The organism is Kitasatospora sp. NPDC097691 (genome assembly GCF_040302665.1).
Lineage (GTDB): Bacteria > Actinomycetota > Actinomycetes > Streptomycetales > Streptomycetaceae > Kitasatospora.
The window spans coordinates 1-24,335 of sequence record NZ_JBEORY010000090.1 but is presented as its reverse complement, the minus strand read 5'-3'; the positions used below and the strand labels follow the sequence as shown (position 1 = coordinate 24,335).

Annotated in this window: 30 protein-coding genes and 1 pseudogene; 18 read left to right on the top strand and 13 right to left on the bottom strand. The window is 74.1% G+C overall.

What is annotated here, in order from left to right:
• Positions 1 to 241 precede the first annotated feature (241 nt).
• Positions 242 to 628, top strand: coding sequence for a S26 family signal peptidase (locus tag ABTY56_RS36945; RefSeq protein ID WP_350634081.1), 387 nt, complete (start codon positions 242 to 244; stop codon positions 626 to 628).
• A 43-nt stretch (positions 629 to 671) separates the two neighbouring features.
• Here the strand turns inward: ABTY56_RS36945 and ABTY56_RS36940 are convergent, their stop codons facing one another.
• Complete coding sequence (locus tag ABTY56_RS36940) at positions 672 to 1,952, bottom strand: ankyrin repeat domain-containing protein (RefSeq protein ID WP_350634079.1); 1,281 nt, start codon at positions 1,950 to 1,952, stop codon at positions 672 to 674.
• Between the two features lie 169 nt (positions 1,953 to 2,121).
• Between ABTY56_RS36940 and ybiA the strand changes: the two genes are divergently transcribed.
• Together ybiA and ABTY56_RS36930 are read left to right on the top strand one after the other, a co-directional pair.
• Complete coding sequence (gene ybiA / locus ABTY56_RS36935) at positions 2,122 to 2,565, top strand: riboflavin biosynthesis intermediates N-glycosidase (RefSeq protein WP_350634077.1); 444 nt, start codon at positions 2,122 to 2,124, stop codon at positions 2,563 to 2,565.
• Positions 2,566 to 2,779: 214 nt separating this feature from the next.
• Positions 2,780 to 3,640, top strand: a complete 861-nt coding sequence (locus ABTY56_RS36930) for an alpha/beta fold hydrolase (protein ID WP_350634075.1) — start codon at positions 2,780 to 2,782, stop codon at positions 3,638 to 3,640.
• A 79-nt stretch (positions 3,641 to 3,719) separates the two neighbouring features.
• On the opposite strand, the gene ABTY56_RS36925 is transcribed toward ABTY56_RS36930, so the two are convergent.
• From ABTY56_RS36925 to ABTY56_RS36915, 3 genes are read right to left on the bottom strand one after another with little or no spacing between them, the layout of a single operon-like run.
• Positions 3,720 to 3,926, bottom strand: coding sequence for a DUF397 domain-containing protein (locus ABTY56_RS36925; RefSeq protein WP_350634073.1), 207 nt, complete (start codon positions 3,924 to 3,926; stop codon positions 3,720 to 3,722).
• 16 nt (positions 3,927 to 3,942) lie between these two features.
• The gene (locus tag ABTY56_RS36920; protein WP_350634071.1) at positions 3,943 to 4,152 is read right to left on the bottom strand and encodes a DUF397 domain-containing protein; all 210 of its coding nucleotides are present in this window, start codon (positions 4,150 to 4,152) and stop codon (positions 3,943 to 3,945) included.
• The gene (locus tag ABTY56_RS36915; RefSeq protein ID WP_350634069.1) at positions 4,137 to 4,976 is read right to left on the bottom strand and encodes a helix-turn-helix domain-containing protein; all 840 of its coding nucleotides are present in this window, start codon (positions 4,974 to 4,976) and stop codon (positions 4,137 to 4,139) included. Before ABTY56_RS36915 ends, ABTY56_RS36920 begins: the two co-directional genes overlap by 16 nt.
• A 119-nt stretch (positions 4,977 to 5,095) precedes the next feature.
• On the opposite strand from ABTY56_RS36915, the gene ABTY56_RS36910 reads away from it, so the two are divergent.
• From ABTY56_RS36910 to ABTY56_RS36895, 4 genes are all read left to right on the top strand, one after another.
• Positions 5,096 to 5,299: a hypothetical protein gene (locus tag ABTY56_RS36910; RefSeq protein WP_350634067.1), complete on the top strand. Its 204-nt coding sequence runs from the start codon at positions 5,096 to 5,098 to the stop codon at positions 5,297 to 5,299.
• Complete coding sequence (locus ABTY56_RS36905) at positions 5,299 to 5,547, top strand: hypothetical protein (protein WP_350634065.1); 249 nt, start codon at positions 5,299 to 5,301, stop codon at positions 5,545 to 5,547. Before ABTY56_RS36910 ends, ABTY56_RS36905 begins: the two co-directional genes overlap by 1 nt.
• Before the next feature lie 77 nt (positions 5,548 to 5,624).
• Entirely contained in the window at positions 5,625 to 6,092 is a 468-nt protein-coding gene (locus tag ABTY56_RS36900; RefSeq protein ID WP_350634063.1) for an NUDIX domain-containing protein, read from the top strand.
• Positions 6,093 to 6,275: 183 nt separating this feature from the next.
• Positions 6,276 to 6,707 (top strand): VOC family protein, encoded by a 432-nt coding sequence (locus ABTY56_RS36895; protein ID WP_350634061.1) that lies wholly within the window; start codon positions 6,276 to 6,278, stop codon positions 6,705 to 6,707.
• A 154-nt stretch (positions 6,708 to 6,861) separates the two neighbouring features.
• On the opposite strand, the gene ABTY56_RS36890 is transcribed toward ABTY56_RS36895, so the two are convergent.
• On the bottom strand, positions 6,862 to 6,984 hold the full coding sequence (locus tag ABTY56_RS36890) for a hypothetical protein (protein ID WP_350634059.1): 123 nt from the start codon (positions 6,982 to 6,984) through the stop codon (positions 6,862 to 6,864).
• A gap of 30 nt (positions 6,985 to 7,014) precedes the next feature.
• On the bottom strand, positions 7,015 to 8,268 hold the full coding sequence (locus ABTY56_RS36885; RefSeq protein WP_350634057.1) for an MFS transporter: 1,254 nt from the start codon (positions 8,266 to 8,268) through the stop codon (positions 7,015 to 7,017).
• A 62-nt stretch (positions 8,269 to 8,330) separates the two neighbouring features.
• On the opposite strand from ABTY56_RS36885, the gene ABTY56_RS36880 reads away from it, so the two are divergent.
• Positions 8,331 to 9,332: a DUF5937 family protein gene (locus ABTY56_RS36880; RefSeq protein ID WP_350634055.1), complete on the top strand. Its 1,002-nt coding sequence runs from the start codon at positions 8,331 to 8,333 to the stop codon at positions 9,330 to 9,332.
• A gap of 51 nt (positions 9,333 to 9,383) precedes the next feature.
• Here the strand turns inward: ABTY56_RS36880 and ABTY56_RS38950 are convergent, their stop codons facing one another.
• Complete coding sequence (locus tag ABTY56_RS38950; protein WP_502893265.1) at positions 9,384 to 9,533, bottom strand: hypothetical protein; 150 nt, start codon at positions 9,531 to 9,533, stop codon at positions 9,384 to 9,386.
• Between the two features lie 21 nt (positions 9,534 to 9,554).
• Here ABTY56_RS38950 and ABTY56_RS36870 point away from each other — a divergent pair, with 21 nt between their 5' ends.
• Positions 9,555 to 9,953: a TetR-like C-terminal domain-containing protein gene (locus tag ABTY56_RS36870; RefSeq protein ID WP_350634053.1), complete on the top strand. Its 399-nt coding sequence runs from the start codon at positions 9,555 to 9,557 to the stop codon at positions 9,951 to 9,953.
• 63 nt (positions 9,954 to 10,016) lie between these two features.
• Here the strand turns inward: ABTY56_RS36870 and ABTY56_RS36865 are convergent, their stop codons facing one another.
• Positions 10,017 to 11,231, bottom strand: coding sequence for a serine hydrolase domain-containing protein (locus ABTY56_RS36865; protein WP_350634051.1), 1,215 nt, complete (start codon positions 11,229 to 11,231; stop codon positions 10,017 to 10,019).
• Between the two features lie 188 nt (positions 11,232 to 11,419).
• On the opposite strand from ABTY56_RS36865, the gene ABTY56_RS36860 reads away from it, so the two are divergent.
• Positions 11,420 to 12,022, top strand: a complete 603-nt coding sequence (locus ABTY56_RS36860) for a DUF2306 domain-containing protein (RefSeq protein WP_350634049.1) — start codon at positions 11,420 to 11,422, stop codon at positions 12,020 to 12,022.
• 34 nt (positions 12,023 to 12,056) lie between these two features.
• Here the strand turns inward: ABTY56_RS36860 and ABTY56_RS36855 are convergent, their stop codons facing one another.
• From ABTY56_RS36855 to sigJ, 4 genes are all read right to left on the bottom strand, one after another.
• Entirely contained in the window at positions 12,057 to 12,446 is a 390-nt protein-coding gene (locus ABTY56_RS36855) for a fucose-binding lectin II (RefSeq protein ID WP_350634047.1), read from the bottom strand.
• A gap of 175 nt (positions 12,447 to 12,621) precedes the next feature.
• Positions 12,622 to 13,002: a hypothetical protein gene (locus ABTY56_RS36850; protein WP_350634045.1), complete on the bottom strand. Its 381-nt coding sequence runs from the start codon at positions 13,000 to 13,002 to the stop codon at positions 12,622 to 12,624.
• A 231-nt stretch (positions 13,003 to 13,233) separates the two neighbouring features.
• On the bottom strand, positions 13,234 to 13,839 hold the full coding sequence (locus ABTY56_RS36845) for a CatB-related O-acetyltransferase (RefSeq protein ID WP_350634085.1): 606 nt from the start codon (positions 13,837 to 13,839) through the stop codon (positions 13,234 to 13,236).
• A gap of 185 nt (positions 13,840 to 14,024) precedes the next feature.
• Positions 14,025 to 15,050 (bottom strand): RNA polymerase sigma factor SigJ, encoded by a 1,026-nt coding sequence (gene sigJ, locus ABTY56_RS36840; RefSeq protein ID WP_350634043.1) that lies wholly within the window; start codon positions 15,048 to 15,050, stop codon positions 14,025 to 14,027.
• 125 nt (positions 15,051 to 15,175) lie between these two features.
• On the opposite strand from sigJ, the gene ABTY56_RS36835 reads away from it, so the two are divergent.
• The 5 genes from ABTY56_RS36835 to ABTY56_RS36815 all read left to right on the top strand — a co-directional run bounded on the left by ABTY56_RS36835 (position 15,176) and on the right by ABTY56_RS36815 (position 18,373).
• The gene (locus tag ABTY56_RS36835; protein ID WP_350634041.1) at positions 15,176 to 15,652 is read left to right on the top strand and encodes a carboxymuconolactone decarboxylase family protein; all 477 of its coding nucleotides are present in this window, start codon (positions 15,176 to 15,178) and stop codon (positions 15,650 to 15,652) included.
• Between the two features lie 96 nt (positions 15,653 to 15,748).
• Positions 15,749 to 16,225, top strand: a complete 477-nt coding sequence (locus tag ABTY56_RS36830) for a carboxymuconolactone decarboxylase family protein (protein ID WP_350634039.1) — start codon at positions 15,749 to 15,751, stop codon at positions 16,223 to 16,225.
• 117 nt (positions 16,226 to 16,342) lie between these two features.
• Positions 16,343 to 16,729, top strand: coding sequence for a DoxX family protein (locus ABTY56_RS36825; protein ID WP_350634037.1), 387 nt, complete (start codon positions 16,343 to 16,345; stop codon positions 16,727 to 16,729).
• Between the two features lie 202 nt (positions 16,730 to 16,931).
• Positions 16,932 to 17,450 (top strand): SixA phosphatase family protein, encoded by a 519-nt coding sequence (locus ABTY56_RS36820; RefSeq protein WP_350634035.1) that lies wholly within the window; start codon positions 16,932 to 16,934, stop codon positions 17,448 to 17,450.
• A gap of 269 nt (positions 17,451 to 17,719) precedes the next feature.
• On the top strand, positions 17,720 to 18,373 hold the full coding sequence (locus ABTY56_RS36815) for a hypothetical protein (protein WP_350634033.1): 654 nt from the start codon (positions 17,720 to 17,722) through the stop codon (positions 18,371 to 18,373).
• A 62-nt stretch (positions 18,374 to 18,435) separates the two neighbouring features.
• Here the strand turns inward: ABTY56_RS36815 and ABTY56_RS36810 are convergent, their stop codons facing one another.
• Positions 18,436 to 19,101: a histone deacetylase gene (locus ABTY56_RS36810; RefSeq protein WP_350634031.1), complete on the bottom strand. Its 666-nt coding sequence runs from the start codon at positions 19,099 to 19,101 to the stop codon at positions 18,436 to 18,438.
• 427 nt (positions 19,102 to 19,528) lie between these two features.
• On the opposite strand from ABTY56_RS36810, the gene ABTY56_RS36805 reads away from it, so the two are divergent.
• From ABTY56_RS36805 to ABTY56_RS36795, 3 genes and pseudogenes are all read left to right on the top strand, one after another.
• Positions 19,529 to 23,518: a Pls/PosA family non-ribosomal peptide synthetase gene (locus tag ABTY56_RS36805; protein WP_350634029.1), complete on the top strand. Its 3,990-nt coding sequence runs from the start codon at positions 19,529 to 19,531 to the stop codon at positions 23,516 to 23,518.
• A 110-nt stretch (positions 23,519 to 23,628) separates the two neighbouring features.
• The gene (locus tag ABTY56_RS36800) at positions 23,629 to 23,901 is read left to right on the top strand and encodes a DUF4287 domain-containing protein (RefSeq protein WP_502893264.1); all 273 of its coding nucleotides are present in this window, start codon (positions 23,629 to 23,631) and stop codon (positions 23,899 to 23,901) included.
• A gap of 109 nt (positions 23,902 to 24,010) precedes the next feature.
• A pseudogene (locus ABTY56_RS36795) lies at positions 24,011 to 24,335 on the top strand (hypothetical protein); the annotation flags it as partial.

Below are 24,335 nucleotides of genomic sequence, written 5' to 3'. Positions count from 1 at the left end.
CGGCCGCGGGTCTCCTACTCAGCGCCGTATCCCGTTCGGGGAAGTCGGCCCGGCCGACTTCCCACTCCCGCGCCGAACCCGCCCTCCCCGCCCGCCCCGCCCGCAACCGCTGACGGCCACAGCCACGACCGAGGCCGCACACTGGCGCGGCAGCACCCGGGGCACCACCGGGGCCGGCCGCACGACCGTGCGGACGGAAAACCGGTGGGGCCGGACGGGGTGGGGCTGGCACGATCGGCGGATGGGTGTGTTGGATGCGGTGGCGGCCAGGGTCGCCGGCGGGGTGACGGTGGAGTTCCGGCCGAGTGGTTCCTCGATGGTCCCCCTGATCCGCAGCCGGCAGCCGGTGCGTGTCACGCCGGTGGATCCGGCGAAGCTGGAGGTCGGGGACATCGTGCTCGCCCGGGTCGCCGGGACGGTCTACCTGCACCTGGTGTCGGCCGTCGACCCGGCCCGCAAGCGCGTGCAGATCAGCAACAACCGGGGCCGCGTCAACGGCTGGACGAGCCACGCCCGCGTCTTCGGCATCTGCGTCGCGGTCGACGGCGCACCCCGGGCCGGCGCCGAGGCCAAGACCGTCCAGGGCAGGACCGGCCGGGCCGAGACCGGCCAGGGCGAGACCGGCTGAGGCCGCCGCGCCGTGAGTATCCGCGAGTAGCCGTGAGCCCCCGTCACCCCGCCGTGGCGGGCCCCTCCCGTTCGCGGCGGCGCCGCTCGTAGCGGGCGGGCGCGTCCAGGACCCAGGCCACGGCCGCGCGGTCCGCCACGGGCCCCACCTTCCCGGCGCCCGCCACGCAGCGCGGATCGTCGCGCTCGGCCAGCCCGAACACCGCCCAGATGCGGACGCCCTGCTCCTCGTCGTCCAGGGCGGCGGCCAGCGCCTCCCCGACCGCGGGCGACGGATCCTTGCGGTCGGCGAGCTGGTAGACGGCGTCCTCGCGCACGGTGGCGTCGGGGTCACGAGCCAGGCGCAGCATGGCGTCCAGCCCTTCGGGCGTGTACGTCCACCGCTCCAGGCCGCGCGACGGCGCGCTCTCCAGGAGACCGGCCACCCGGGCGCGCACCTGCGCCGCGGGGTGCTGCAGGTGGGCGAGGCCCAGCGGCTGGATCCGGGGGTCCGTGAAGGGGTGCAGCCCGGCCAGGACCTCGGCCAGCACGTCCGGGTGCCGCTCGTCGGCCCCCCAGCCGAGGAAGAGCTCCAGCGCCCGCTCCAGGAACGGGCTCCGGACGCCGCAGTAGCCGCCGACGTGCAGGGAGGCCAGCACCTGCGCACCGAAGCGGCGGCGCAGCGGATCCGGGTGCGCGCGCAGCGCCGCCACGGCGTCCCACGTCGCGTCGTCCCGGCGCCCCGCGAGGGTGGCGACGAGCTGCGCCCAGGAGGCGTGCTCCCCGTCCGGATGCTCCAGCGCGCCCGCCCGGCCGGCCAACTCCCCGACGCCCGGCCGCAGTCCGAGGCGCTCCTCCAGCAGGGTCAGGACACCCGTGTGGCCGTCGTGGACGCTCGACCCGCCGAGCCGCACCTCGTGGCACCAGCGCGTCCCGTCCCGGTCCCGCACCCGGGTGAACTCCACCGGGCCCGACGAACCGGTCCGCTCCCGCAGCACGGCGACCGCCCCACGCTCGTGCCACAGCCGGGCACGCGCCAGCAGCTCGGCACGGTCGGCCCCGTCGGGCAGCGGCCCACCGCCCAGCACCTCGTTCACGAGAGCGACCGAGCCGCTGTCGACCGCCCGCAGCAACGGCGTTCCCCCGTCCGGCAGCCGGCGCAGCGCATCCGCCCCGCCGTCCACCAGATAGCCGGCGACGTTGCCGTCGAACGCCGCGATCGCCAGACAGAGCGCGGACACCCCCCGCCCGTCGACGGCCTCCGGATCCGCCCCGCCCGCCAACAGGACCCTGACCGCGTCGTCGTCGCCGCCCCGCACGGCCGTGATCACCGGATCCTCACCCATGCCCTGCCGCCCCCCGCCGACGCCACCTGCCACGGCCCGCCAGCCTACGACCCGCCCGCATCCGACCGCGCCGCCCGGCCGCGCGTCATCCACGGCGCCGGAAACCGGTTGCGCACGCGCCACACCACCTGACACCGTGCCGGTTCCCCGCGACCGCCACGAGGCCAGGATGACCATCTACTTCTACGGAGCCGACGAAGCCCCCTACGGCTGCTTCTCCAACTTCTCCGCACACGGCTTCGAACTCGACGGCCACACCTGGCCGACCTCCGAACACTACTTCCAGGCCCAGAAGTTCACCGGCACCCGGCACGCCGACCTGATCCGCCGCGCCCGCACACCGCTGCGCGCCGCCGAGCTGGGCCGCGATCCCGCAAAGCCACTGCGGCGGGACTGGGAGCGCGTCAAGGACGACGTGATGCGCCGCGCCGTCACCGCCAAGTTCCGTACCCACGCCGACATCCGCGCGATCCTGCTGTCCACCGCCGACGAGGAGATCGTCGAGGACACCACCACCGACCACTACTGGGGGCGCGGCAGGACCGGCACCGGAAAGAACATGCTCGGCCGGATCCTGATGCGCACCCGCAGCCGACTGCGCGCCGAAGCCTGACACGATGCGCCCTCCGGCCCTTGCGAACGATCTTGAACTGAGTAGGGTGAACCCACGGACGACGGGCGGCCGTTCGCACACACCGCCCGGGTGACTCCGCGCTCGACCGCTGACGCTATGCCAGGCCCGAAAGACGTCCCTGCGGCGGGCCGGGGGCGAGCGTGCCGCGCGCGCCGCCGGCGCCGCAGCGGACCGGAAAGTGAGTTGTGGACAGATGCCACCGACGTTCGTACTGCTGCACGGAGCCTTCGCGAACTCCTTCTCCTTCGCACCCCTCCAGGCCGAACTCGGCCTCCTCGGACACCGATCGGTCGCCGTCGACCTCCCGGGACACGGGTTCGCCGCCACCTACCCGCACGCCTACCAGGCGCCGCAGGACCTCGACACCCTCGCCACCACACCCGGAGTCATCAAGGGCGTCACCCTCGCCGACAACGCCGCACACCTCATCGCGATACTGGAGCGGGCCAAGCGCAACGGGCCCGTCATCCTCGTCTCCCACAGCCGCGGCGGCATGACGGCCACCGTCGCCGCCAACCAGCGGCCCGACCTGATCGACCGCATCGTCTACGTCTCCTCCTGGTGCCCCGTCGACCTCGACGTCAGCGCCTACTACGCCGAACCCGAGATGGCCACCGTCGACGCCGCCGCCCTGGCATCCGCGATCGTCGGCAACCCCGCCGAACTCGGCCTGCTGCGCTCCAACTTCCGCACCGCCGACCCCGGCGCCCTGGCGGCCTTCAAGGCGGCCTTCCTCGCCGACGGCACGGACGAGGAGTTCCTGGTCTTCCTCAACACCCTGCAGCCCGACGAGAACCTCGACGTCGGCACCCCCGACGACCGGGCGCAGGCCGACAGCTGGGGCCGCATCCCCAGGACGTACGTCCGGCTGACCGAGGACACCAGCGTGCCGCTCGCCATGCAGGACCGGATGATCCGCGAAGGCGACGCGCTGACGCCGGACAACCCCTACGACGTCCGCACGCTCACCAGCAGCCACCTCAAGTGGCTGGTCGACCCGGCACCGGCGGCCCGCATCCTGGGGGACCTCGCCGCGCTCCTGCACGCATCCTGACCGGCGCCCGATGAGGGGAGCAGGAAGTCGGCCCGGCCGACTTCCTGCTCAGGCGAGGCGGAGAGGCCGGTAGCCGCCGTCAGCGGGCGTCGAACTCGCCGGAGCGGACGGCGGTGACGAAGGACTGCCAGGCGGGGGAGGAGAAGACGAGCGCGGGGCCGGAGGGGTCCTTGGAGTCGCGCACGGGCATGAGGCCGGAGTAGCCATCGGCGACTTCGATGCACTGGCCGCCGTTGGGGCCGCTGTATGAGCTCTTGCGCCAGGCGGTGATGTGGGTGGTTTCCATCGTGGCCTTCCTTCTGTTAGGCGGTGCCGAACTCGCCGCTGCGGACGGCGGTGACGAAGGACTGCCAGGCGGAGGAGGAGAACAGGAGAGCCGGGCCGGAGGGGTCCTTGGAGTCGCGCACGGGCATGACGGCGTCGAAGCCGTCAGCGACCTCGATGCACTGACCGCCGCCCCCGCCGCTGTACGAACTCTTCCGCCAGGAAGCGTTCGTCAGGTCGACATCCATTCCAGGTCCCTCCTCGCCGCGCGGATGAAAGCTCGCGATTCGGCCTGGCCAAGGGCCTCAATCGCAAGCCGATCGTAGCTCCTGGCCAGTGCGGCGACCGACTTGGTATCGCGGTCGATATAGCCGCGCTGCTCAATCTCTCCGTAAGCGAGAACCTTGCGGTTTGGCATGGTAAGGAGGGTTGCCATGTGTGTGAACGGCCGGTCCTCGCCCAGGGAGAACGGCACCACCTGGATAACCACGTTGCGGCGAGTAGTCATCTGCTCAAGGTGGAGCAGCTGTTCGACCATGACGTCTCGCCCGCCGACGATCCTCCTCAGGCAGCTCTCGTCCAGCACCACGTGCAGGAGAGGGGGAGAAGTCCGGTCCAGAATCTTCTGACGGGCAAGCCTGAACTCAATGCGCTCCTCGGCCAGCCTCTCGCTCGCATCGGTTTGCCTGACATAGCCCATTTCGATGGCTGTTGCATACGCCCTGGTCTGCAGAAGCCCGTTGACGACGTCGACCTCGAAGATCCTGATCTGCTCCGCAAGCCCCTCGTACCGCGCGTACTCCGGGAAGCCCTCCAGGATCGCGGCGTTCTTCAGCTGATACCACATCAGCAGGAGCGTGCCGCCGGTGCCGAGCGCTTCGTCCGCCAGTTCGGCGAGCTTGCGACTCGGGGGCCGGTGCGCAAGTTCGATGTACGACAGGTGCGAGGGGGAGCACTCAAGGAGCGGAGCCAGCTGCTCCAGCTTGAGGCCTCTGGCCTCTCGAAAGTTGCGAAGTTGGATTCCGAAGGGCGCCCAGGGGCTGGACTCCGGGTCAATCTTCTTCTTGTTCATGGCAGTCCTCAACTTCCGGCGACCCCGTAGGCAAGTCGCATGCCACTTCCGATGCTAGGCGACGCAGGGCCACCATATGCACAGAACGTGAAACTCCGATCGCAGAGGGTTCCCATTCCATGTCCGACGACAAGGCGCCCCGCCGCCTCCACGGCTACGGCGTCCGCTTCGATCCCGACGCCCAGTGCTACCGGGTCCGCAACGAGATCACCGGCGAGTGGCTGCGCCAACCGACCGGTGAGCTGACCGGGTTCACCTTCTTCTCCGACGCCTACAGCGCCTGGCGCGTCTTCGAGGTCCACAAGCGCCCGGGGGAGCAGTGATGGACTCCGTCCTCTCCCGTGCGACCGCCGAGCAGCGCCGGCAGGCCGCCTCCGTCCTGGACGACCTGATCACCGTCCTCGCCCTCGGCGGCGTCAAGCTGCCCTCCGTCGAGGTGGATTGGGAGTACGGCCGCCTCACTGGCACCTACCTGATCGACCTCGGCCCGGCCCGTCCGCCGGACCTGCTGCGGGTGGTCGACCTGCTGCGCAAGGGCCTGCGCTACGAGCGCCTCACGTATGACGACTGAGCTTCTCGCCCGTTCCCTGTGGTGGGCCTGCTTCGCCGTCGTTCTCCTCGTCGCCTTGAGAAAGTGAACCCTCCCCGATGCGTGACCCCCGTCTGCTCGCCAAGCCGCCGGTGTGCCGGCTCGGTTGCCTCGTCCTCGTGCGCAACCGGCGCGGTGACGTCCTGCTGGTGGACCCGGACTACATGGACGGCATGATCCTGCCGGGCGGTGCCGCCCGCCCCAACGAGCCCCCGCACCTGGCGGCCGCCCGGCACCTGCGCGCCGACACCGGCCTGCACCTGCGTCTGACCGCCTACGCCGCCGTCGACTTCACCCCCGCCGACCGCTACCTGGAACGCCTCAACCTGGTCTTCCACGGCGGCACCGTCCGCGACGACGTCTGTCTCACCGTCTCCCCGCGGCGCAAGAGCGGCCTGCTCGGCGCCCGCTTCGTCCCCGAGAACGACATCCCGAGCCACATGGCTCCCGCTCAGGCCGCCCGCGTCCTGGAGGCGCTGGCCGGCGGCTCCCTTCCCGTCCTCCTCCACGGCCAACGCACCACCTGACACCGGCAGGAGCGGCCGCCTGGCACCCACGCCGCCCGCATGCCCGGCGGCCCCGCCCGATCGGGTGACCCGGCGCCGGTGCCCGCGCGGATGTCCGGGCCCCCGGGAAGCGGGCGGATAGGTTCGGCGGGATCCGGCCCGCCGCCGACAGCGGTATCCGCACCAGGGAGCGCCACCACCGGCATGGACGTCCTCTTCATCACCAGCGTGGCGGCGGTAGTCGCCGACCCGCCGCTGAGCCGCAAGCTGTTCATCGACGCCCTCGGCCTGCCCCTGGAGGGCGAGGGCGACGGCTACTACTCGAGTGGGGCCGTTCCCGGCAGCAAGCACTTCGGCCTGTGGCCGCTGTCGCAGGCCGCCGAGGCGTGCTTCGGCACGGACCGGTGGCCCGCCGGCCGCGTCGTCCCGCAGGCGTCGATCGAGTTCGAGGTGGCGAGCCCGGAAGCCGTCGCGGCCGCCGGTGCCGAACTGCAGCGTGCGGGCTTCGAGCTGCTGCACCGGGCCCACACCGAGCCGTGGGGCCAGACGGTGGCCCGGCTCCTCACCGCGGACGGCCTGATCGTCGGCATCTCCTACGCCCCCGCCCTGCACGACCCGCAGGACCGCCCCGCGTGACGAGGCTGCCCACGGCCCCTGCGGGCACCCGGTGTCTCCTGGGCCGGCGATCGACCACCTCCGGACAGGGAGGGAACCGTCGCGCACCCGCGCGGGGGCGTCCCGCAGCGCGGGAAGTCGGCCCGGCCGACTTCCCGCGTATTCCGTGGCCGGACTACTCCATCGGGGCCTTGCGGCAGGCGTTCGCCGCGACCACGGCGGGGACGTAGTCGCTGCGCAGGATGCGGTAACACGCCTCGAACGCCTCCTGGCCGCCGGCCCGACGCCGCGCCGACACCCGGCCACGATCACCCGAAGACGAGCGGCCCTACGCCCCCGCCCCCAGCACCGTCATCCGCCGCAGCGGCGACAGCGCGATCGGGACCCAGGCGCACGCCAGGCACCCGGCCGACACCCCCAGCGCCCCACGCAGCCCCACCACCTGCGCCAGCACGCCCGCCGACGCCGCACCCAGCGCCACCGCCCCGGCGAACAGCACCCGCATCGTGCCGTTGACCCGGCCCAGCAGCCCGGCGGGCGTCACCTGCTGGCGGAAGGTCAGCATCACCACCGAGTCGAACCCGACCTTCAGCACCACCAGCGCCCACCCCGCGGCCGCCACCGGCGCCGGCACCGGCGCGCACAGCAGCGGCAGACAGGCCGCCGCCGGCGCGACTCCGACGCCGACCAGCAGCGACGCCCGCCCCGCACCGAGCCGCCCGGCCAGCCGCACCGCCGACACCGCCCCGACCAGCCCGCCCACACCCCCGGCGCCGAGGAACGCCCCGAGCTGCCCCTCGCTCCACCCCAGCCCGGTCAGGGCCAGCACCGGCAGCAGCGTCGTTACCCCCGCCGTCCCGACGTTCACCAGACATCCGGCGGCCAGCACCGTGCGCAGCACCGGCTGACGGGCCACGAACGCGACGCCCTCGGCCATCTCGCGCCCCAGCCGCCGCCGGGGCCCGCCACCGGACGGGTGCTCGGGCGCGGTGAGCGTGGCGATCCGGGCCGCCGACCACAGGTACCCGCCGGCCGTGGCCAGCAGCACGGCGGGCGCGCTCAGCAGAGCGGCCGCCCACCCCGCCAGCGGCGGGCCCGCGATCAGCGCGCTCTGCGTGATCGTCGCCAGCCGGGCGTTGGTGTCCGCGAGCCGGGCGCCGGGCACCAGGTCCTTCAGATGGCTCTGGGCGCCCAGGTCGAAGAAGACCGTCGCGATCCCGAGGACCGTCACCACGGCCAGCAGATGGGCCGCCGTCAGGTGCCCGGACCACGCGGCCGCCGGGACGGTCAGCAGCGCGCCCGCCCGTACCAGGTCCGCGCCGATCATCACCGGGCGGCGCCGCACCCGGTCCAGCCACGCCCCGACGGGCAGCCCGAGCACCACGAACGGCAGCGTCAGCGCGGTCTTCAGCAGCGAGGTGCCGGACGCGCCCGCGTGCAGCACGGTGACCGCCGTCAACGGCAGTGCCACCTGGCCGACTTGGGCGCCCCACAGCGCCACCCCGGCTGCGGAGAGGTAGCGCCGGCGGTCCCGTGGCGGCGCCGCGCACGACAGTTCGGCGGTTTCCGTAGCACTCGTCATGGCGGGCAGCCTGCGGGAGGCCGGCCGCAGGCCTCAACGGATTCACGCTAGGGTGAATCCCCGTGCCGCCCCGGACCCCGCCCGCGCTCACCCTCGCCCTGGACGCCGCCGACCTGGGCGCACTGCGCTGGGCCGTCTCGCCCGCCTGGGAACTGCTCGCCTCCGTACGGACGTTGGCCCGCCCGGCCGCACACGCGATCCACCTGCCGTGGGTGTCGCAGCACCGCCGCGACCCGCTGCTCACCGCCCCCGGCCCGGCCGCGGCCCGCGACCTCACCGCCGCCCCGCAGCACCACCTGCCGGGGTTCCTGGCGCCCACCCCGCTCTCCCCGCTGACCGACCTCGACGAGGAACTCGACGAGGTGAGCCGCACCCCCGCTGCCGTCGTGCGCCGCGACCTGGCGGCCGTGTTCGGCGCCGAACTGCCGGACAGCCTCGCGCCGTTGCGGCGCGCGCCCCGGCGCGCCATGGCGGCGGTCGTCGCCGACCTGCACGGCTACTGGCAGCGCACCCTCGCCCCGGCCTGGCCCCGGATCCGCGCCCTGCTGGAGTCCGACATCCACTACCGGGCGCGCACCCTCACCGAGCGCGGGCCCGCCGCGATGTTCGCCGACATCCACCCCGACCTGTCCTACGACCAGGCCCGCGCCACGCTGCGGATCGCCCACCGGGCCGCCGGCCCGCCCGGCGCCCGGCGCTCACTGGACGGGCGCGGGCTGGTCCTGGTGCCGTCGGCGTTCGCCTGGCCCCGGCTGTACGTGAAGACCGCCGAGCCGTGGGTGCCCGTGATCCGCTACCCCGTGCGGGGCATCGGCACCCTGTGGGAGCAGGGCCCCGACACCGCCGACCTCGCCCCCGCCCTCGGCGCCACCCGCGCCCTGCTCCTCGGCCTGTTGGAGACCCCGGCGAGCACCCTCGAACTCGCCCACCGCACCGGCCTGGCCGCCGGCGGCGTCTCCGCCCAGCTGCACAGGCTCGCCGCCGCCGGCCTCGTCGCACCCCACCGCACCGGCCGCGTCGTCCTCTACGCCCGCACGAGCCGCGGCGAGGCGCTGTACCGCTGACGCGGGCGTCAGGTGGCTCCGGGCGGCCGGGGTCGAAGCCGCGCGCTGTTCTCAGACGAAGAAGGCGTTCATGCCGGGGACGTCGGACAGGTAGGTCTCGATCTCGGCGATCCTGCCGTCGCGCAGGCGGCAGACGGTGGTCAGGTGCTCGTCCAGGACCGCGTCCGGGCGCTGGGCGGTGTTGTGCAGGGACAGGGCCATGTTCTCGCGGCTGACCAGGACGTGCAGCAGCTCGAAGGAGACGCCGTAGGAGGCGATCTTCCGGGCACGCTCGATCACCGCGTCCCCACCGAGGACGGTGCCGCTGATGGTGTTGTCGCCCGGCAGGATCTGACCCGGCCCGGCGGCATCGCGTTCTTCCGGGCAGAGGTCTCACCCGACGTCGACGAGCGCCGCAGCGGCCTGCGGGAATGCCTGCAACGCGCCACGGCCGGCCTCGACACGGTCCTCGAAGCCTCCCGCGGCCGGGGCGAAACGCCGCCCCCACCCGGACGGCTGCTCGACCGGATCGTCGCCCCGCTCTACTTCCGCGTCGTCTTCTCCGTGCCGGACACCGACGAGGCCTACGCCCGCGCCCTGGTTGCCGACCTGTTCGGCGACCCCCGCCCACCGCAACGCTGACCGTCCGTCCGCCCGGTCGCCCGCCGACGCTGACGCGGGCGCGGGCGGGCCGGGGGCCGCTGCTCAGGACGTGCCCGGGCCCCCGACTCCCGCGCACAGGGCGTGCTCGACCAGGGCCCCGGCCGTGTGCTCCTGCTCCAGGACGTGCTCCTCGGAGTCGCCGCGCGCCTCCGACATCGACACCACCACGCTGCGCCGGCCGTCGGCGGTGACGCCGTTGAGGGTGATGTAGCCGCCGTCTCCGCCCTCGTGGCTCCAGTACGTCCCCCCGCAGCCCAGCGGGATCCCGACCAGGCCCAGCCCGTACCCGGTGCCCTTGGGCCAGATCTTCGCGGCCTGCGGGTTCCCGGAGACGCCCATGGTCCGCTGCATCTCGGCGAGTTGGCGCTCCGGCAGCAGGCGGCCCGAGACCAGCGCGCGGAGGAAGGTGTTCTCGTCCCGCGTGGTGGTGGCCCACGCGAGGGCGTAGCCCACGGGGATCTGCCGGGTGACGTCCACCCGGGAGGCGGGCCCGTAGTACTGGTAGGCGCGGGCGTGCGGCTGGGGAAGGGTGCGCGTGGTGCCCGTCCACCGGGTCCGGTCGAGGCCCAGCGGGCGCAGGATGCGGTCCTCGATCTCCTGGTGGGAGGGCCGGCCGGTGACCCGCTGGATGATCATGTCGAGCAGGAGGTAGTTGGTGTTGGCGTAGTTCCACTCCAGCGGGGTGGTCTTGTGGGCCATGGCGCGGGCGACCAGCTCCTCGGAGCTGTAGACCGCGTAGCGCTGCTCCTTGTACTCCTCCTCGGTGGTGTAGCCGGGCAGGCCCTCGTCGGTGAGGTGGCTGGTGTGCTGCAGCAGCTGGCGGACGGTGATCGTGCTGCCGTCGGCGCCGTTGCCCTCGGCGTCGAGGCGGACCACCCCCGGCAGCCGGCGCTCGACCGTGTCGTCCAGGGACAGCCTGCCCTCGGCCTCCAACTGCAGGACCACGGTGGCGATCAGCGTCTTGGACGTGCTGGCCATCCGGAAGTAGCCGTCGGGGTCGACCGGGCGCCCGGTGTGCAGGTCGGCGGTGCCGCTGGTGGCGACCGACTGCCGTCCGTCCGGCCCGACCGCGCGGGCCTGCACGCCGCTGATGCCCAGGGCGTGGAGCGCCTCGACGTCCCGGCGCAACTGCTGTGCGGAGGACTGGGCGGCGGACGGATCGGGCGCGGGCCGGGCGACGGCGGGGGCCGCGTCGACGGCGAGCAGGACGGCGGCAACGGCCGCCACGGAAAGGTGCCTTCGCAGATTCGACGTCATGATCGGACGCTAACCAGTTCCGGCGCCCGCCGGGGCGTACTGCGGTCCACCTCAGGGAGGATTGGGGGGACGGCCCCATGGCGCAGCCCCAAGTGCCGTGCCCCGTAGGGGACATGAGGGTTCTTTGGGGGATTCCCCTCAGGGTTGGCCCGGATGCCGGCCCCCGCAGCCGCCACCACACTCGGGGCATGCGCATCACGCGGGCCGGTTGGGCCATCATGACGGTGCTGTCCACCTTGATCGTCCTGCTGGCGGCGAGGTACGCCGGCCTCGACCCGGACGACTTCTTCAGCGAGCAGCGCGCCACCTACCTGGCGCACGAACTCCCGCTCGCCGTCCACATATCCGGCGCGGCCGTGGCGCTCGCGGTCGGGCCCTGGCAGTTCGCGGCCCGCCTGCGGCGGAGGTGGCCGCGCCTGCACCGCGTCCTCGGGGTCATCTATCTGCTGGGCTGCCTGGTCGGCGGGGCGGGCGCCCTGCTGCTGGCGCCGGTGGCCTACGGCGGTGCGGTCGCCCGGCTCGGCTTCGCCTGCCTGGGGGCGGCCTGGCTGGTGACCGGCGGCATCGGCCTGCGGATGATCCTGCGGCGCCGGGTGGAGGACCACCGCCGCTGGATGGTGCGCAGCTTCGCGCTCACCTTCGCCGCCGTGACGCTGCGGCTCATGCTGGGCGCCGCCAAGGCGGCGGACCTGGACTTCCGTACCTCGTACCTGGTGATCGCGTGGCTGTGCTGGGTCCCCAACCTCGTGCTGGCCTGCTGGTTCACCCGACCGCGCCCCGGCCGTGCGTGAGCGCCGTCCGGGGCGCGTCGTCGGCCGTTCGGGACTACGGCTTCGGCGTGAACCAGCTGAATTCGAGGACGGTGTCGTTGTAGTCGGCGTCGTCGCCGTTCTCGGCGACGACCACCAGGATGTTGTAGTTGCCGATGGCATACGGGCCGCCGGAGTTGAGCCTGCTGGGCATGAAGACGCCGTCGGCGGGGGCGAACTCGAAGGTGGCGAAGTAGAGGTCCTGTCCGGTGATCCGGGAGTCCCCGATGACGGTGTTGCGCTCGCCGGAGCCGGTGAACGAACGGTCGACGCTGCCGTCCTTGCTGGTGAGCTGCACCTTCTGGGTGTGCGGCGAGTTGGTCTTGACCTTGACGGTGACCTCCACGTCGGCGGGGAGCCTGATCTCGGCCTTGTTGCCGTTGACGAGGACGTAGGTGTCGGACACGGGAGCTCCTTCGTTCCGAGGATCATCGGTCGTGATCGACGCTCAAGTTAGCCGCGCCGTGGCCGAGTTCGGCGGTATCCGAACCCGTGATCACCCGTACGGGTGACCGCTCCCGCCGCAGGCGGCAGAGCGCCCCGGGCCCGGGATCCGGGACCGGGGCGCTCGGGTCCGAGGGTCAGGGGGTGGTGCAGACGACGGTCGCGCGGATGGACTCGTCCACGGTGTTGGTGTTGGTGCCGCGCACGATCCAGGCGCTGCCGCTCGCGTAGGAGTCGGTGATGAAGGTCTTGTAGGCGCTGGTCTGGCCGCCGCCGCCGGTGGGCACCTGGCCGGACGGACAGAGGACGACGGCCACGTCGTTCCCGCCCGGGTGCACGACGACCCAGTCGCCGAAGAGCTGCGCGTGCGCGGCCAGCATCGAGGCGTCGGTGGCGGCCGGGTTGCCGGGGACGGTGACGGCCGGCTTCATGGCGGGCTTGTCGTCGGCGACGGCGCTCGCGGCGCTGCCGGCCAGGAGGCCGACGACGGCGAGGGCGGTCAGGGCGAGGGGCTTCATGCGGGGCTCCTGAGGTGTCGGGTTCCGGTTCCGGTCGACGGAGGGAGGGCTCCCCGCGTCGCGCCCGATCCGTACCCGAACGGTCGTGTCGGCCGCCGGAGGACACGGCCGGCTACTCGGGCGGAGGAACACCGGCGCCCGGCCGGGCTAGCGGGGTGCCGGGGTCCTTCGTCCGGCGGTCTTCGGCGGCCCATCGTGTCTCCTCGACGGGCCGCGGCCGGTCCCGGGCCGTCACCTGCCCGGCGCTGCGGCTTCGAGGTCCTCGACGGTGCCGGACATCACGGCGCGCAGGTGCCGCGTGAGGTGCTCGGTCGGCCAGTCCCACCAGGCCAGGGCGAGCAGCCGGGCGACGTCGGGTGCGCTGTAGCGGGTGCGGATGAGTCGGGCGGGGTTGCCGCCGACGATGCCGTAGTCGGGGACGTCGTCGACGACGACGGCGCCGGACGCGACGACGGCGCCGTGACCGATGCGGACTCCGGGCATCACCGTGGCGCCGTGGCCGATCCAGACGTCATGACCGACCACCGTGTCCCCGCGGCCGGGGAGACCGGTGATGAGGTCGACGTGCTCGGCCCAACTGCCGCCCATGATGGGGAACGGGAAGGTCGACGGGCCGTCCATGCGGTGGTTGGCGCCGTTCATGATGAACCGCACCCCGGTGCCCAGCGCGCAGAACCTCCCGATGACCAGCTTCTCCGGACCGTAGTGGTAGAGCACGTTGCGCGTCTCGAAACCCGTCGCCGCATCGGGATCGTCGTAGTAGGAGTACTCGCCGACCTCGATCAGGGGGGACGTCACCAGCGGCTTCAGGAGGACCACGCGCGGCTGCTCCGGCATCGGGTGGAGCACCGAAGGGTCCGGCGGGACGGAACTCACGGCGGCACCACTCCGATTCACGTGCGAAGGCGTGGACAGGGCGTTCGTGATCGTATCCCCGGCAGTGCGCCCCGGAGCCCGGTGACCCGGCGGGGAGCAGGAAGTCGGCCGGTCCGACGTCCCGCTCCCGCGCCTGCCCGCCCGTCCTACTTCTCCGGCAGCAGGCCGATGTCCGAGACCGGCCCGAGGTGGGCGAGCTTGTCCGGGTTGGACACCGAGTGCAGCGCGCGGACCGCGCCGTCGGCGATGTCGAGTTCGATGACACTGGCGACGCGCTGCCCGGCGTCCAGCAGGACGGCGCCGGGGCGGCCGTTGATCCGGGCGGGCCGCAGGGTGATGCCGAGCGTGCGGGTGCGGCCGAAGCCGAACAGCAGCAGCTGGGCGACGCGCCGCAGGCCGGTGACGGACCTGCCGACGGCGCGGGCCCTGCCGCCGCCGTCGCCGTGGAAGACGACGTCGGGCGCGAGCAGGTCCAGCAGCGCGTCCAGGTCGCCGCCCTCGGCGACCGCGAAGAAACGGCGGGCGAGTTCGTCACCCTCCGCGCGCCGCGCCGGGGCCGCCGGTACGGCGCCCGGCCCCGCCGCGGCAGGCCCTGCGCCTTCGGCCGGCGCCAGGTGCTTGCGGGCCCGGGCGAAGATCTGACGGCAGTTCGCCTCGGACTTGCCGGTCATCTCCGCCACCTCCGGATAGCCGTACCCGAGGGCCTCGCGCAGCAGGAACACCGCCCGCTCGGTGGGGGAGAGGGATTCCAGCATCAGCAGGAAGGCCATCGACAGCGCGTCGGCCAGCTCGGCGTGCTCGGCCGGGCCGCCGGGGCGGTCGGCGAAGGAGACCACCGGCTCGGGCAGCCACTCGCCGACGTAGGTCTCGCGCCGCACCCGGGCCGACTTCAGGTGGTTGATGCCCAGGCGGGTGACCGTGGTGGTCAGGTACGCCTTCGGGTCGGTGACGGCCGTGCCGGCCCGGTCGGCGCGGGTCAGGCCGACGAAGGTGTCCTGGACGAGGTCCTCGGCGTCGCCGACCGAACCCGTCATCCCGTAGGCGATGGAGAACAGCAGCGGACGGTACCTCGCAGCCTCTGCTACACCCGACCCTGCCGCACCCGCCGCACCCGCCGCACCCGCCGCACCCGCTGCGCCCGCTGCGCCCGCTGCGCCCGCCGACCCCGTCATGGAACCCCTCCTCCGCCACCGGCCCCGCCGTGCGGGGTGGCGCACGTCACATCCGGGCCTGTCACAGGCGCCCGGGGTGCCCTGTCTCAGAGGGCACCAGCGGACAACGTACCGAGGAGCACACCGTGGAACCCCGCCTGAACCCCTTCGCCGGCCCGGTCCTGGGCAAGGCCTTCAAACACCTCATCGCCGCGAGCAACCTGATCACCGAAGAGGTCCTGCCATACACCACCCAGGAGTTGGTGCGGCTGCGCGCCAGCCAGATCAACGGCTGCGGCGCCTGCGTCGACATGCACGTCAAGGAGGCCGTCCACGCCGGGGAGGACCCGGTGCGCCTCGGCCTGGTCGCGGTCTGGCGCGAGACCACCGTGTTCACCGACGCCGAGCGGGCCGCCCTGGAGCTGGCCGAGCAGGGCACCCGCATCGCCGACGCGGCCGGCGGGGTCAGCGACGAGGCGTGGGAGAACGCCGCGAAGTACTACGACGAGAACCAGCTCGCGGCGCTGGTGTGCGTGATCGCGATCATCAACGCCTTCAACCGCGGCAATGTGATGATCCGTCAGCCCGGCGGCGGCTACGAGGTCGGCAAGCACCACCTCTGAGCCGCGGTGTGACGCGGGTCACGCCGGCGGCTGTCACGGGGGGCGGGGCGCCGCGCTCTTAAGGGGAAACAGCGGACACCGCACAAGGAGCACGCCATGGAACCCCGACTGGACGCCCTCGCCAACCCCGTCATCGGCAAGGTCTTCAAACACCTCGTCGCCGCGGGCAGGCCCGTCGCGGAGTCGACCCTGCCGTACGTCACGCAGGAGCTGGTGAAGCTGCGCGCCAGCCAGATCAACGGCTGCGGCTTCTGCGTCGACATGCACACCAAGGACCTCGCCGCCGCCGGGCAGGACGCGACGCGCATCAACCTCGTCGCGGCCTGGCGGGAGGCGACGGTGTTCACCGACGCCGAGCGGGCCGCCCTGGAGCTGGCCGAGCAGGGCACCCGCATCGCCGACGCGGCCGGCGGGGTCGGCGACGAGGCGTGGGAGAACGCCGCCAAGCACTACGACGAGGACCAGCTCGCCGCGCTGGTGGCCACCATCGCCCTGATCAACGCCTTCAACCGGGGGAACGTCATGCTCCGCCAGCCCGGCGGCGACTACCGGCCCGGCCGGTTCGCCTCCTGAGGGCACCTCCCCCTGCCCTTCGCACCCCTGCCCTTCGCACCCCCGTCTGCCCGTCTCCCGTCTGTCTGTCGACCCGTCCACCCGTCTACCCGTCTACCCGTCTGCAAGGAGAGCGTCGTGAACCTCGCACTGTGGATCGTCACCGGACTGCTGGCCGCCGCCTACCTGGCGGGCGGTGCCTTCAAGCTGGCCGTGCCGAAGGAGAGGATTGCCGCCGCCGGGCAGAGCGGCAAGTGGGTCGAGGACTTCGGCGCGGGCGGGGTGAAGGCCATCGGCGCGGTGGAGGTGCTGGCGGCGGTGGGGCTGGTCCTGCCCGCCGTGCTGGACATCGCGCCGGTGTTCGTCCCGCTGGCGGCCCTCGGGCTGGTGCTGCTGATGGCCGGCGCGGCGGTGGTGCGGCTGCGCCGCCGGGAGTACAAGCTCGTGGCGGTGGACGTGGTGTACGTCCTGCTGGCCGCGTTCGTGGTGTGGGGGCGGCTCGGCCCGGAGTCGTTCCTCAACTGAGCGGGCGCGCGTGGCCGGGGGCGCGTGGCCGGGGGCGCGTGGCCCGGGGCGGGCGTGTGCGTCACCCCGGCGGGTGAACCTCACCGGCCCGAACCGGCCAACGGCAGGACGGCGCAGGGTGGTTGCGCGGGCCGGGCTGCCACGATCGGCGCTGGTACGTCCCGTGCGGCAACGGCCCGCGCGGGGGAGAGGGAGGAACCCCATGCCCGAGGAAATGCCGCGCCGGATCGTCCTGGTCCGCCACGCCAAGGCCGCCCGGCCCGACGTGGAGGACCACGAGCGCCCCCTCGCCGACCGGGGCCGCAAGGACGCCCCGGCGCTCGGCCGCCGGCTCGCCGGCGCCGGCCTCACCCCCGACCTCGCCCTCGTGTCGACCGCGACGCGGACCCGCGAGACCTGGCAGCTGATGGCCGCCGAACTCGCCCTCCGGCCGAAGACCGTCCATGAGGAGCGTCTGTACGGGGCGGGCCCCGGGGAGCTCCTCGCGGTCCTCGCCGAGGTCTCCGACGACGTCCAGGACGTGGTCGTCGTCGGCCACAACCCCGGCATCCAGGCCCTGGCCGCCGCCCTGGCCGGCGAGGCCGAGGGCGACCAGCTCGCCCGGATGGAAGCGGCCTTCCCGACGGCCGCCGCCGCGGTGCTCACCTTCCAGGGCGGCTGGAAGAGCATCGAGCCCGGCGTCGCCCGGCTGACCGCCTTCTGGACGCCCCGCGACGCCTGACCCCCGCCTCCCCGGCCCTCCGGGCCCGGCCTCCCCGGCCCTCCGGGCCCGGCCTCCCCGGCCCTCCGGGCCCGGCCTCCCCGGCCCTCCGGGCCCGGCCTCCCCGGCCCTCCGGGCTCGGATTCCTGAGCCTCCGTTGAGCTTTCACACCCCCCAACACGCCTTCGCTACACGGCTGTTGCCGATTGCTGACACTTCCTCCCGCCGGGTCGGGCATGATCCGGAAGCCGGGTGAGCCGGCCCAGGAGAGGCGGCGCGGGGGAGGCGTGATGAGGCGGACGGCACGAGGCGGGTGCGCGGCAGCGGCAGCGGTGGTGCTGGCACTGGGGGCGGCGGCCTGCACGGGGCAGGGCGGCGTCGGCCAGGCGCCGCCCACGGCGGGTGCGCCGTCCCCGACGGTGACGGTGCGCCCGGTGGTGCTGCCCGAGCCGGCCCCGGCGTCGGCGCAGTGGATCGTGGACGAGCTGGCAGCCCTGCACAAGGACACGCCCCGCTGCCCCGTCCCCACGCCGGCGAACCTGCTGGTGCTGGGCGACGACGGCGGGAACAACGCCGACGCGGTGTGGCTCGCGGACGACTCCTACGTGTGCCTCGCCTCGATCACGCGGGTCGACGGCGGGCTGTCCACGCAGGTCGTCGGCGACCGGATCGACGTCTACACGGCCGGCCGGGTGCCGAGGATGTTCGGCGCCCCGGAGCGGCTCTCCTTCTTCGCGGTCTTCCCCGGCGACGCGCGGCCGGTCGTCCTCAAGGGCAACGACCGGCCCCTCTACGGCGAGCTGCACCAGCGGGTGGTCGACCTCGGCGGCGGGCGGGCGGTGACCTTCGTCCAGTACGCCTACGTCCACGCGCTGCCGGTCTCGGGCAGCGGCGACGGCGAGCTGTGCCCGGCCGGCACCGATCCGTGCCGCGAGGCCCGCTGACCCGACGGCCCGCTGACCCGACGGCCCGCTGACCCCCGGGCCACCGATCCCGGGTCCCCCGTTCAGCCCAGCAGCGCCGCCACCGCCCCCGGCGTCCAGTGCCCGGCCGCGCCGGGGCGGGTGGCGAGGTAGCCGGCGGTGCGCCACGGCCCCCAGGCGTGGGACTCGGCCAACCCCGCGCCCAGGGTGCGCAGGTAGGGGGCGGCGGGGGCGTTGAGGTCGGCGCCGGCCACGCCCCAGGGGGCGGTGAAGGTGAGCAGCGGGTGGTCGTCCAGGTCGCCGACGTGCAGCAGGGTCTCGTAGCGGCCGGGGCCCAGGGCGGTGCGGCCGTCGGTGAGCACCCGGGTGAGGTCGAGGTCGGCGGCGGGGGAGCGGCGCATCTCCTGGGCGGCGATGTCGCTGAACTGTCCGACCGTCAGAAGATAGGCCCGGCAAGGTACTTCGCCGCGTACGGACGGGTCGTAGAAGGCCGATCCGCCGCCCCAGGTCGGTGACCGGTCGGCGAAGTACAGGGTGCCCGGCAGCGCGGTCGCGACCGCCCGGCGCGCGGGGCTGCGGTCGCGGCAGCCGGGGTAGGTGCGCGCTCCGCCGTTCGGGCGGCCTCCGCGCAGGTAGCAGGCGAGGCGGGCGGCGTGCAGGTTCGAGCCGTACGCCACGTACCAGACGAGGCCCGAGCCGGTGCGGCCGTCCCGGTCCCCGCTCCCGGCGCCGCTCCACGGCTCCCTCACGGGAAGGGCCCGCGGTGCGGGCGGCGGACGGTTTCCACACTGATGTGCGAACCGGGTGAACGGGACGATGATCCGACCAAAACCCCCCGATTCGGTGGTAACCCTCTCATCACCGGTACCGTGCCGGGCGCCATGGTGTTCATCACTCCGACCTCTCCAGCCCCGCCGCCGCATCATCCGGCGGCTACCCTTCACCAGCGAAAACGCCCAGGAAGCACCGAAGCGACATTCGATTCGTTCCCTGTCGGCCCCGTCCGGCATCGATGATGAGAATTTCCTTTGACCGCACCCTCGCTGCATCCAGCGGACTCCCGGCGGAGTCATGGTGAGTGGGCGCGCCCGCCGGTGAACCAAGTGTCACCCCCCTGTCACCCCCGACACAGCCCGTACGCGCCCCCACGACCCCGGAGCCGAGGAACAACCCCCCATGGACGCACGCCACGACTTGGCCGGCCCAGGCACGCTGCACCACCCCCACCCGGGCCCCCCGGCCGGCTGGCCGACGGCCCGGCCCGCGCACCCCCGCAGCCTGCTCGACGTCATCGCCGCCACCGCCGACGCCCACCCCCAGGCGCCCGCGCTCGACACCGGCGACACCGTCCTGGACTACCGCGCCCTGCTCCACGAGGTCGACACCCTCGCCGGACAGCTCGCCGCCCACGGCATCGGCCGCGGCGACCGGGTCGGCGTGCGCATCCCCTCCGGCACCGCCGACCTCTACATCGCCGTCCTCGCCGTCCTGCGCTGCGGCGCCGCCTACGTCCCCGTCGACGCCGACGACCCCGACGAACGCGCCGACATGATCTGGCAGGACGCCGCCGTCTGCGCCGTCATCGGCGCCGGACGCCTGCTGCACGCCGGGCCCGCCGCCCACCCCGGCGGCCACCCCGCCTGGCCCGCCCCCGCCGACGACGCCTGGATCATCTTCACCTCCGGCACCACCGGCCGCCCCAAGGGCGTCGCCGTCACCCACCGCTCCGCCGCCGCCTTCGTCGACGCCGAAGCCCGCCTCTTCCTGCGGCACCGGCCCCTCGGCCCCGGCGACCGCGTCCTCGCCGGACTGTCCGTCGCCTTCGACGCCTCCTGCGAGGAGATGTGGCTGGCCTGGCGCCACGGCGCCTGCCTCGTCCCCGCCCCCCGCTCCCTCGTCAAAGCCGGCACCGACCTCGGCCCCTGGCTCGTGGAACGCCGCATCACCGCCGTCTCCACCGTCCCCACCCTGCTCGCCCTGTGGCCCCAGGACTGCCTGGACGGCGTGCGCCTGATCATCGTCGGCGGCGAAGCCTGCCCCGCCGAACTCGTCGACCGCCTCGCCACCGAAGGCCGCGAGTTCTGGAACACCTACGGCCCCACCGAGACCACCGTCGTCGCCACCGCCGCCCGCCTGCAGCCCGGCCGGCCCGTCCGCATCGGCGCCCCCCTCGACGGCTGGGAGATCGCCGTCGTCGACCAGGCCGGCCACCCCGTCCCCTGGTACGCGAGCGGCGAACTGCTCATCACCGGCGTCGGCACCGCCCGCTACCTCGACCCCGCCAAGGACGCCGAGAAGTTCAGCGCCCACCCCGCCCTCGCCTCCCCGCGCGTCTACCGCAGCGGCGACCTCGTCCGCAACGACCCCGAAGGCCTCGTCTTCCTCGGCCGCGCCGACGACCAGGTCAAACTCGGCGGCCGCCGCATCGAACTCGGCGAGATCGACGCCGCCCTGCAAGCCCTGCCCGACGTGGCCGCCGCGGCCGCCGCCGTCCGCACGACCCCCGCCGGCGCCGACCTGCTCGTCGGCTACCTCGTCGCCCGCCCCGGCACCACCCCCGACCTCACCGCCGCCCGCCGGCACCTCCTCGGCCACCTGCCCGCCCCGCTCGTGCCCGTCCTCGCCCTCGTCGACTCCCTGCCCACCCGCACCTCCGGCAAGGTCGACCGGGGCGCCCTGCCCTGGCCCCTGGCCACCACCGCCACCGGCACCGCCCCCGGCACGCCCGCCGGGCAGGCCCTCGACGGCACCGCCGCCCGGCTCGCCACGCACTGGGAACGCCTGCTCGGCACCGCCCCCGGCCCCGACGACGACTTCTTCGCCCTCGGCGGCTCCAGCCTCACCGCCGCCCGCCTCGCCTCCGACCTGCGCACCCACCACAGCGGCGTCTCCGTCGCCGACCTGTACGCCCACCCCGTCCTGACCGACCTCGCCGCCTACCTCGACACCCTCACCCCCACCGCCCAGCCCGCCGCCACCACCGCCACCCCCGCCGCCGACGACCGCCGCACCGTACGCCGCACCCCCCGCAGCGCCGCCGCCTGGCAGACCCTCCTGCTCCTCGGCATGTTCACCCTCGCCGGACTGCGCTGGATCCTCGTCCTGGTCGCCCTCGACAACCTCACCGGCAACCACCTCACCTGGGCCCCGCACAGCCCCTGGTGGCCCGTCGCCGCCGGCCTCGCCCTCCTCTACAGCGCCCCCGGCCGCACCCTCCTCGCCGCCACCGGCGCCCGCCTCCTCACCACCGGCATCCGCCCCGGCAGCCACCCCCGCGGCGGCCACGTCCACCTCCGGCTGTGGGCCGCCGAACGCTACACCGCCATGCTCGGCACCGCCGCCCTCGCCGGCACCCCCTGGGCCACCCGCTACGCCCGCGCCCTCGGCTGCCGCGTCGGCCCCGGCGTACGACTGCACACCCTGCCCCCCGTCACCGGCCTCGCCCGCCTCGGCGCCCACAGCTCCCTCGAACCCGAAGCCGACCTCGCCGGCTGGTGGCTCGACGGCGACACCCTCCACCTCGGCCGCATCGACATCGGCGAAGGCGCCCGCGTCGGCCACCGCGCCACCCTCATGCCCGGCGCCCGCATCGGCGCCCGCGCCGAGATCGCCCCCGGCTCCTGCGTCACCGGCACCGTCCCACCCGGCGAACACTGGCACGGCTCCCCGGCCCGCCCCACCACCGAACCCCTCGCCGACTGGCCCGCCGCCCCCGCCCCCCGCGGCTGGAACCCCTGGAACCTCGCCTACGGCGCCGGCTCCGCCCTCCTCGGCCTCGTCCCGATCATCTCCGCCCTGCCCGCCCTGCTCGTCATCTACCCGATGATCGACACCGACCGCACCCTGGCCACCGCCCTCCTCCAACTCCTGCCCGCCACCATCCCCCTCGCCGCCCTCACCCTCCTGTGCCACGCCGCCCTCATAGCGCTGCTCGTCCGCCTGCTCTCCCGGCCACTGCGCCCCGGCTTCCACCCCGCCGACGGCCGCGTCGCCTTCTGCGCCTGGGCCGTCAGCCGCCTCAGCGACACCGCCCGGCGCACCCTCTTCCCCCTCTACGCCAGCCTCTTCACCCCCGTGTGGCTGCGCCTGCTCGGCGCCCGCGTCGGGCGCCGCGTCGAAGCCTCCACCGTGCTCGCCCTGCCCGGCCTGATGCGCGTCGACGACGGCGCCTTCCTCGCCGACGACACCCTCGTCGCCCCCTACGAACTGCGCGGCGGCTGGCTCCGCCTCGGCCCCTCCCGCGTCGGACGCCGCTCCTTCGTCGGCAACTCCGGCATCGTCGGCCCCGGCCGCCACCTGCCCGCGGGCTCCCTCGTCGGCGTCCTGTCCGACACCCCCGCCCACGCCCCCGAAGGCACCTCCTGGCTCGGCCGCCCCGCCTTCGCCCTGCCCCGCGTCGCCGACACCGGCGGCGAAGCCCGCACCTACGACCCGCCCCGGCGCCTGATGTGGGCCCGCGCCGGCGTCGAGGTCTGCCGGCTGCTGCCCGTCATCCTCGCCGCCCTGCTCGGCGACCTCGTCCTCGCCGTCCTGCAGGAACTGCGCGACGACTACGGACTGGTCACCGCCCTCGCCGGCGCCGGACTCGTCCTGGTCGGCGCCGCCGCCGTCGCCTGCGCCGTCACCACCGCCGCCAAGTGGCTGCTCGTCGGACGCTTCCGCGTCGCCGAACACCCCCTGTGGTCCTCCTTCGTGTGGCGCAACGAGCTCTACGACACCTTCGTCGAGGAACTCGCCATGCCCTTCGGCGGCTCCACCATCACCGGCACCCCCTACCTCAACGCCTGGCTGCGCAGCCTCGGCGCCCGCATCGGGCGCGGCGTGTGGTGTGAGACCCACTGGCTGCCCGAGAGCGACCTGGTCACCGTCGAAGCCGGCGCCAGCGTCAACCGCGGCACCGTCCTGCAGACCCACCTCTTCCACGACCGGGTCATGCGCCTGGGCCCCGTCCACCTCGGCGCCGGCTCCACCACCGGCCCGCACTCCGTCGTCCTGCTCAACTCCTCCCTCGGCGTGAACACCACCGTCGGGCCCGCCTCCCTCGTCATGCGCGGCGAGAACGTCCCCGGCGCCACCCGCTGGCTCGGCAACCCCGTCGCCGCGTGGAACGCCGACCCCACCCCGCCCGCCGGACGCAGGCGCCGGCGGGCCCACGCGGTCGTGTGACGCGGATCACCTCCGGGGGGCGATGAGTCGGCGGTGCGGTCACGGTCTTATCCGTGACCGCACCGCCGCGGCCTTGCCCGGCCTCGCCCGACCGAAGAGGAACCACGCTCATGACCGCCACCCCCGTGAAGAAGACCGCCGCCGCCGCGAAGGCCGGGGCCGCCACGGCGAAGACCCCCGCCGCGAAGGGCAACCCGGCCTCGTACTTCCCGTCGATCGAGAAGAAGCACGGCCGCCCCATCGAGGAGTGGAAGGACCTCATCCGCACCTCGCCGCTCACCAGGCACATGGAGCTCGTCGCCTGGCTCAAGGCCGACCACGGCCTCGGCCACGGCCACGCCAACGCCCTCGTCGCCCACACCCTCGCCGAACGCGCCGCCTGACGCGCCGCCCGGCCACCCCCCGACGCGCCGCCCGGCCGCCGGGAGCCCTGTGGGAGAGTACGGGGCGATCTTGAACCCTGGGGGTGGATAGTTGCGTACGCGTCATTCCGTGACGGCCGGGCTCGTCCTGGCGGTCCTCGCCGTCCCGGCCTGCTCCGCCGACCCGCAGGCCCGGCCGGCGCCCGCCCCGACCGCCGCGCCCGCCCCGGCCTCCGCCCCCGGCCCGCTGCGCGCGGGCCTGCTGACCGCGGACCGGCTCCCCCCGGGCTTCCGGCTCGACACGGAGAAGGTCAACTCGACGACGACCGACCCGCCGCACACCCCCTCGCCCGTCCCCATCGCCTCGATGCCGTGCTCCGAACTCGCCGTCGAGTCCTTCATGACGAAGCACGCCCCGCCCGCGGAGGACGTGGCCGTCGGGGTGACCCGGCCAC

Bases quoted from the DNA above. Each gene is read 5' to 3' on its own strand.
- ABTY56_RS36945 (WP_350634081.1), top strand. From the start codon at position 242: ATGGGTGTGTTGGATGCGGTGGCGGCCAGGGTCGCCGGCGGGGTGACG.
- ABTY56_RS36940 (WP_350634079.1), bottom strand. From the start codon at position 1,952: ATGGGTGAGGATCCGGTGATCACGGCCGTGCGGGGCGGCGACGACGAC.
- ybiA (WP_350634077.1), top strand. From the start codon at position 2,122: ATGACCATCTACTTCTACGGAGCCGACGAAGCCCCCTACGGCTGCTTC.
- ABTY56_RS36930 (WP_350634075.1), top strand. From the start codon at position 2,780: ATGCCACCGACGTTCGTACTGCTGCACGGAGCCTTCGCGAACTCCTTC.
- ABTY56_RS36925 (WP_350634073.1), bottom strand. From the start codon at position 3,926: ATGGAAACCACCCACATCACCGCCTGGCGCAAGAGCTCATACAGCGGC.
- ABTY56_RS36920 (WP_350634071.1), bottom strand. From the start codon at position 4,152: ATGGATGTCGACCTGACGAACGCTTCCTGGCGGAAGAGTTCGTACAGC.
- ABTY56_RS36915 (WP_350634069.1), bottom strand. From the start codon at position 4,976: ATGAACAAGAAGAAGATTGACCCGGAGTCCAGCCCCTGGGCGCCCTTC.
- ABTY56_RS36910 (WP_350634067.1), top strand. From the start codon at position 5,096: ATGTCCGACGACAAGGCGCCCCGCCGCCTCCACGGCTACGGCGTCCGC.
- ABTY56_RS36905 (WP_350634065.1), top strand. From the start codon at position 5,299: ATGGACTCCGTCCTCTCCCGTGCGACCGCCGAGCAGCGCCGGCAGGCC.
- ABTY56_RS36900 (WP_350634063.1), top strand. From the start codon at position 5,625: ATGCGTGACCCCCGTCTGCTCGCCAAGCCGCCGGTGTGCCGGCTCGGT.
- ABTY56_RS36895 (WP_350634061.1), top strand. From the start codon at position 6,276: ATGGACGTCCTCTTCATCACCAGCGTGGCGGCGGTAGTCGCCGACCCG.
- ABTY56_RS36885 (WP_350634057.1), bottom strand. From the start codon at position 8,268: ATGACGAGTGCTACGGAAACCGCCGAACTGTCGTGCGCGGCGCCGCCA.
- ABTY56_RS38950 (WP_502893265.1), bottom strand. From the start codon at position 9,533: ATGGCCCTGTCCCTGCACAACACCGCCCAGCGCCCGGACGCGGTCCTG.
- ABTY56_RS36865 (WP_350634051.1), bottom strand. From the start codon at position 11,231: ATGACGTCGAATCTGCGAAGGCACCTTTCCGTGGCGGCCGTTGCCGCC.
- ABTY56_RS36860 (WP_350634049.1), top strand. From the start codon at position 11,420: ATGCGCATCACGCGGGCCGGTTGGGCCATCATGACGGTGCTGTCCACC.
- ABTY56_RS36850 (WP_350634045.1), bottom strand. From the start codon at position 13,002: ATGAAGCCCCTCGCCCTGACCGCCCTCGCCGTCGTCGGCCTCCTGGCC.
- ABTY56_RS36845 (WP_350634085.1), bottom strand. From the start codon at position 13,839: ATGCCGGAGCAGCCGCGCGTGGTCCTCCTGAAGCCGCTGGTGACGTCC.
- sigJ (WP_350634043.1), bottom strand. From the start codon at position 15,050: ATGACGGGGTCGGCGGGCGCAGCGGGCGCAGCGGGCGCAGCGGGTGCG.
- ABTY56_RS36830 (WP_350634039.1), top strand. From the start codon at position 15,749: ATGGAACCCCGACTGGACGCCCTCGCCAACCCCGTCATCGGCAAGGTC.
- ABTY56_RS36820 (WP_350634035.1), top strand. From the start codon at position 16,932: ATGCCCGAGGAAATGCCGCGCCGGATCGTCCTGGTCCGCCACGCCAAG.
- ABTY56_RS36815 (WP_350634033.1), top strand. From the start codon at position 17,720: ATGAGGCGGACGGCACGAGGCGGGTGCGCGGCAGCGGCAGCGGTGGTG.
- ABTY56_RS36805 (WP_350634029.1), top strand. From the start codon at position 19,529: ATGGACGCACGCCACGACTTGGCCGGCCCAGGCACGCTGCACCACCCC.
- ABTY56_RS36800 (WP_502893264.1), top strand. From the start codon at position 23,629: ATGACCGCCACCCCCGTGAAGAAGACCGCCGCCGCCGCGAAGGCCGGG.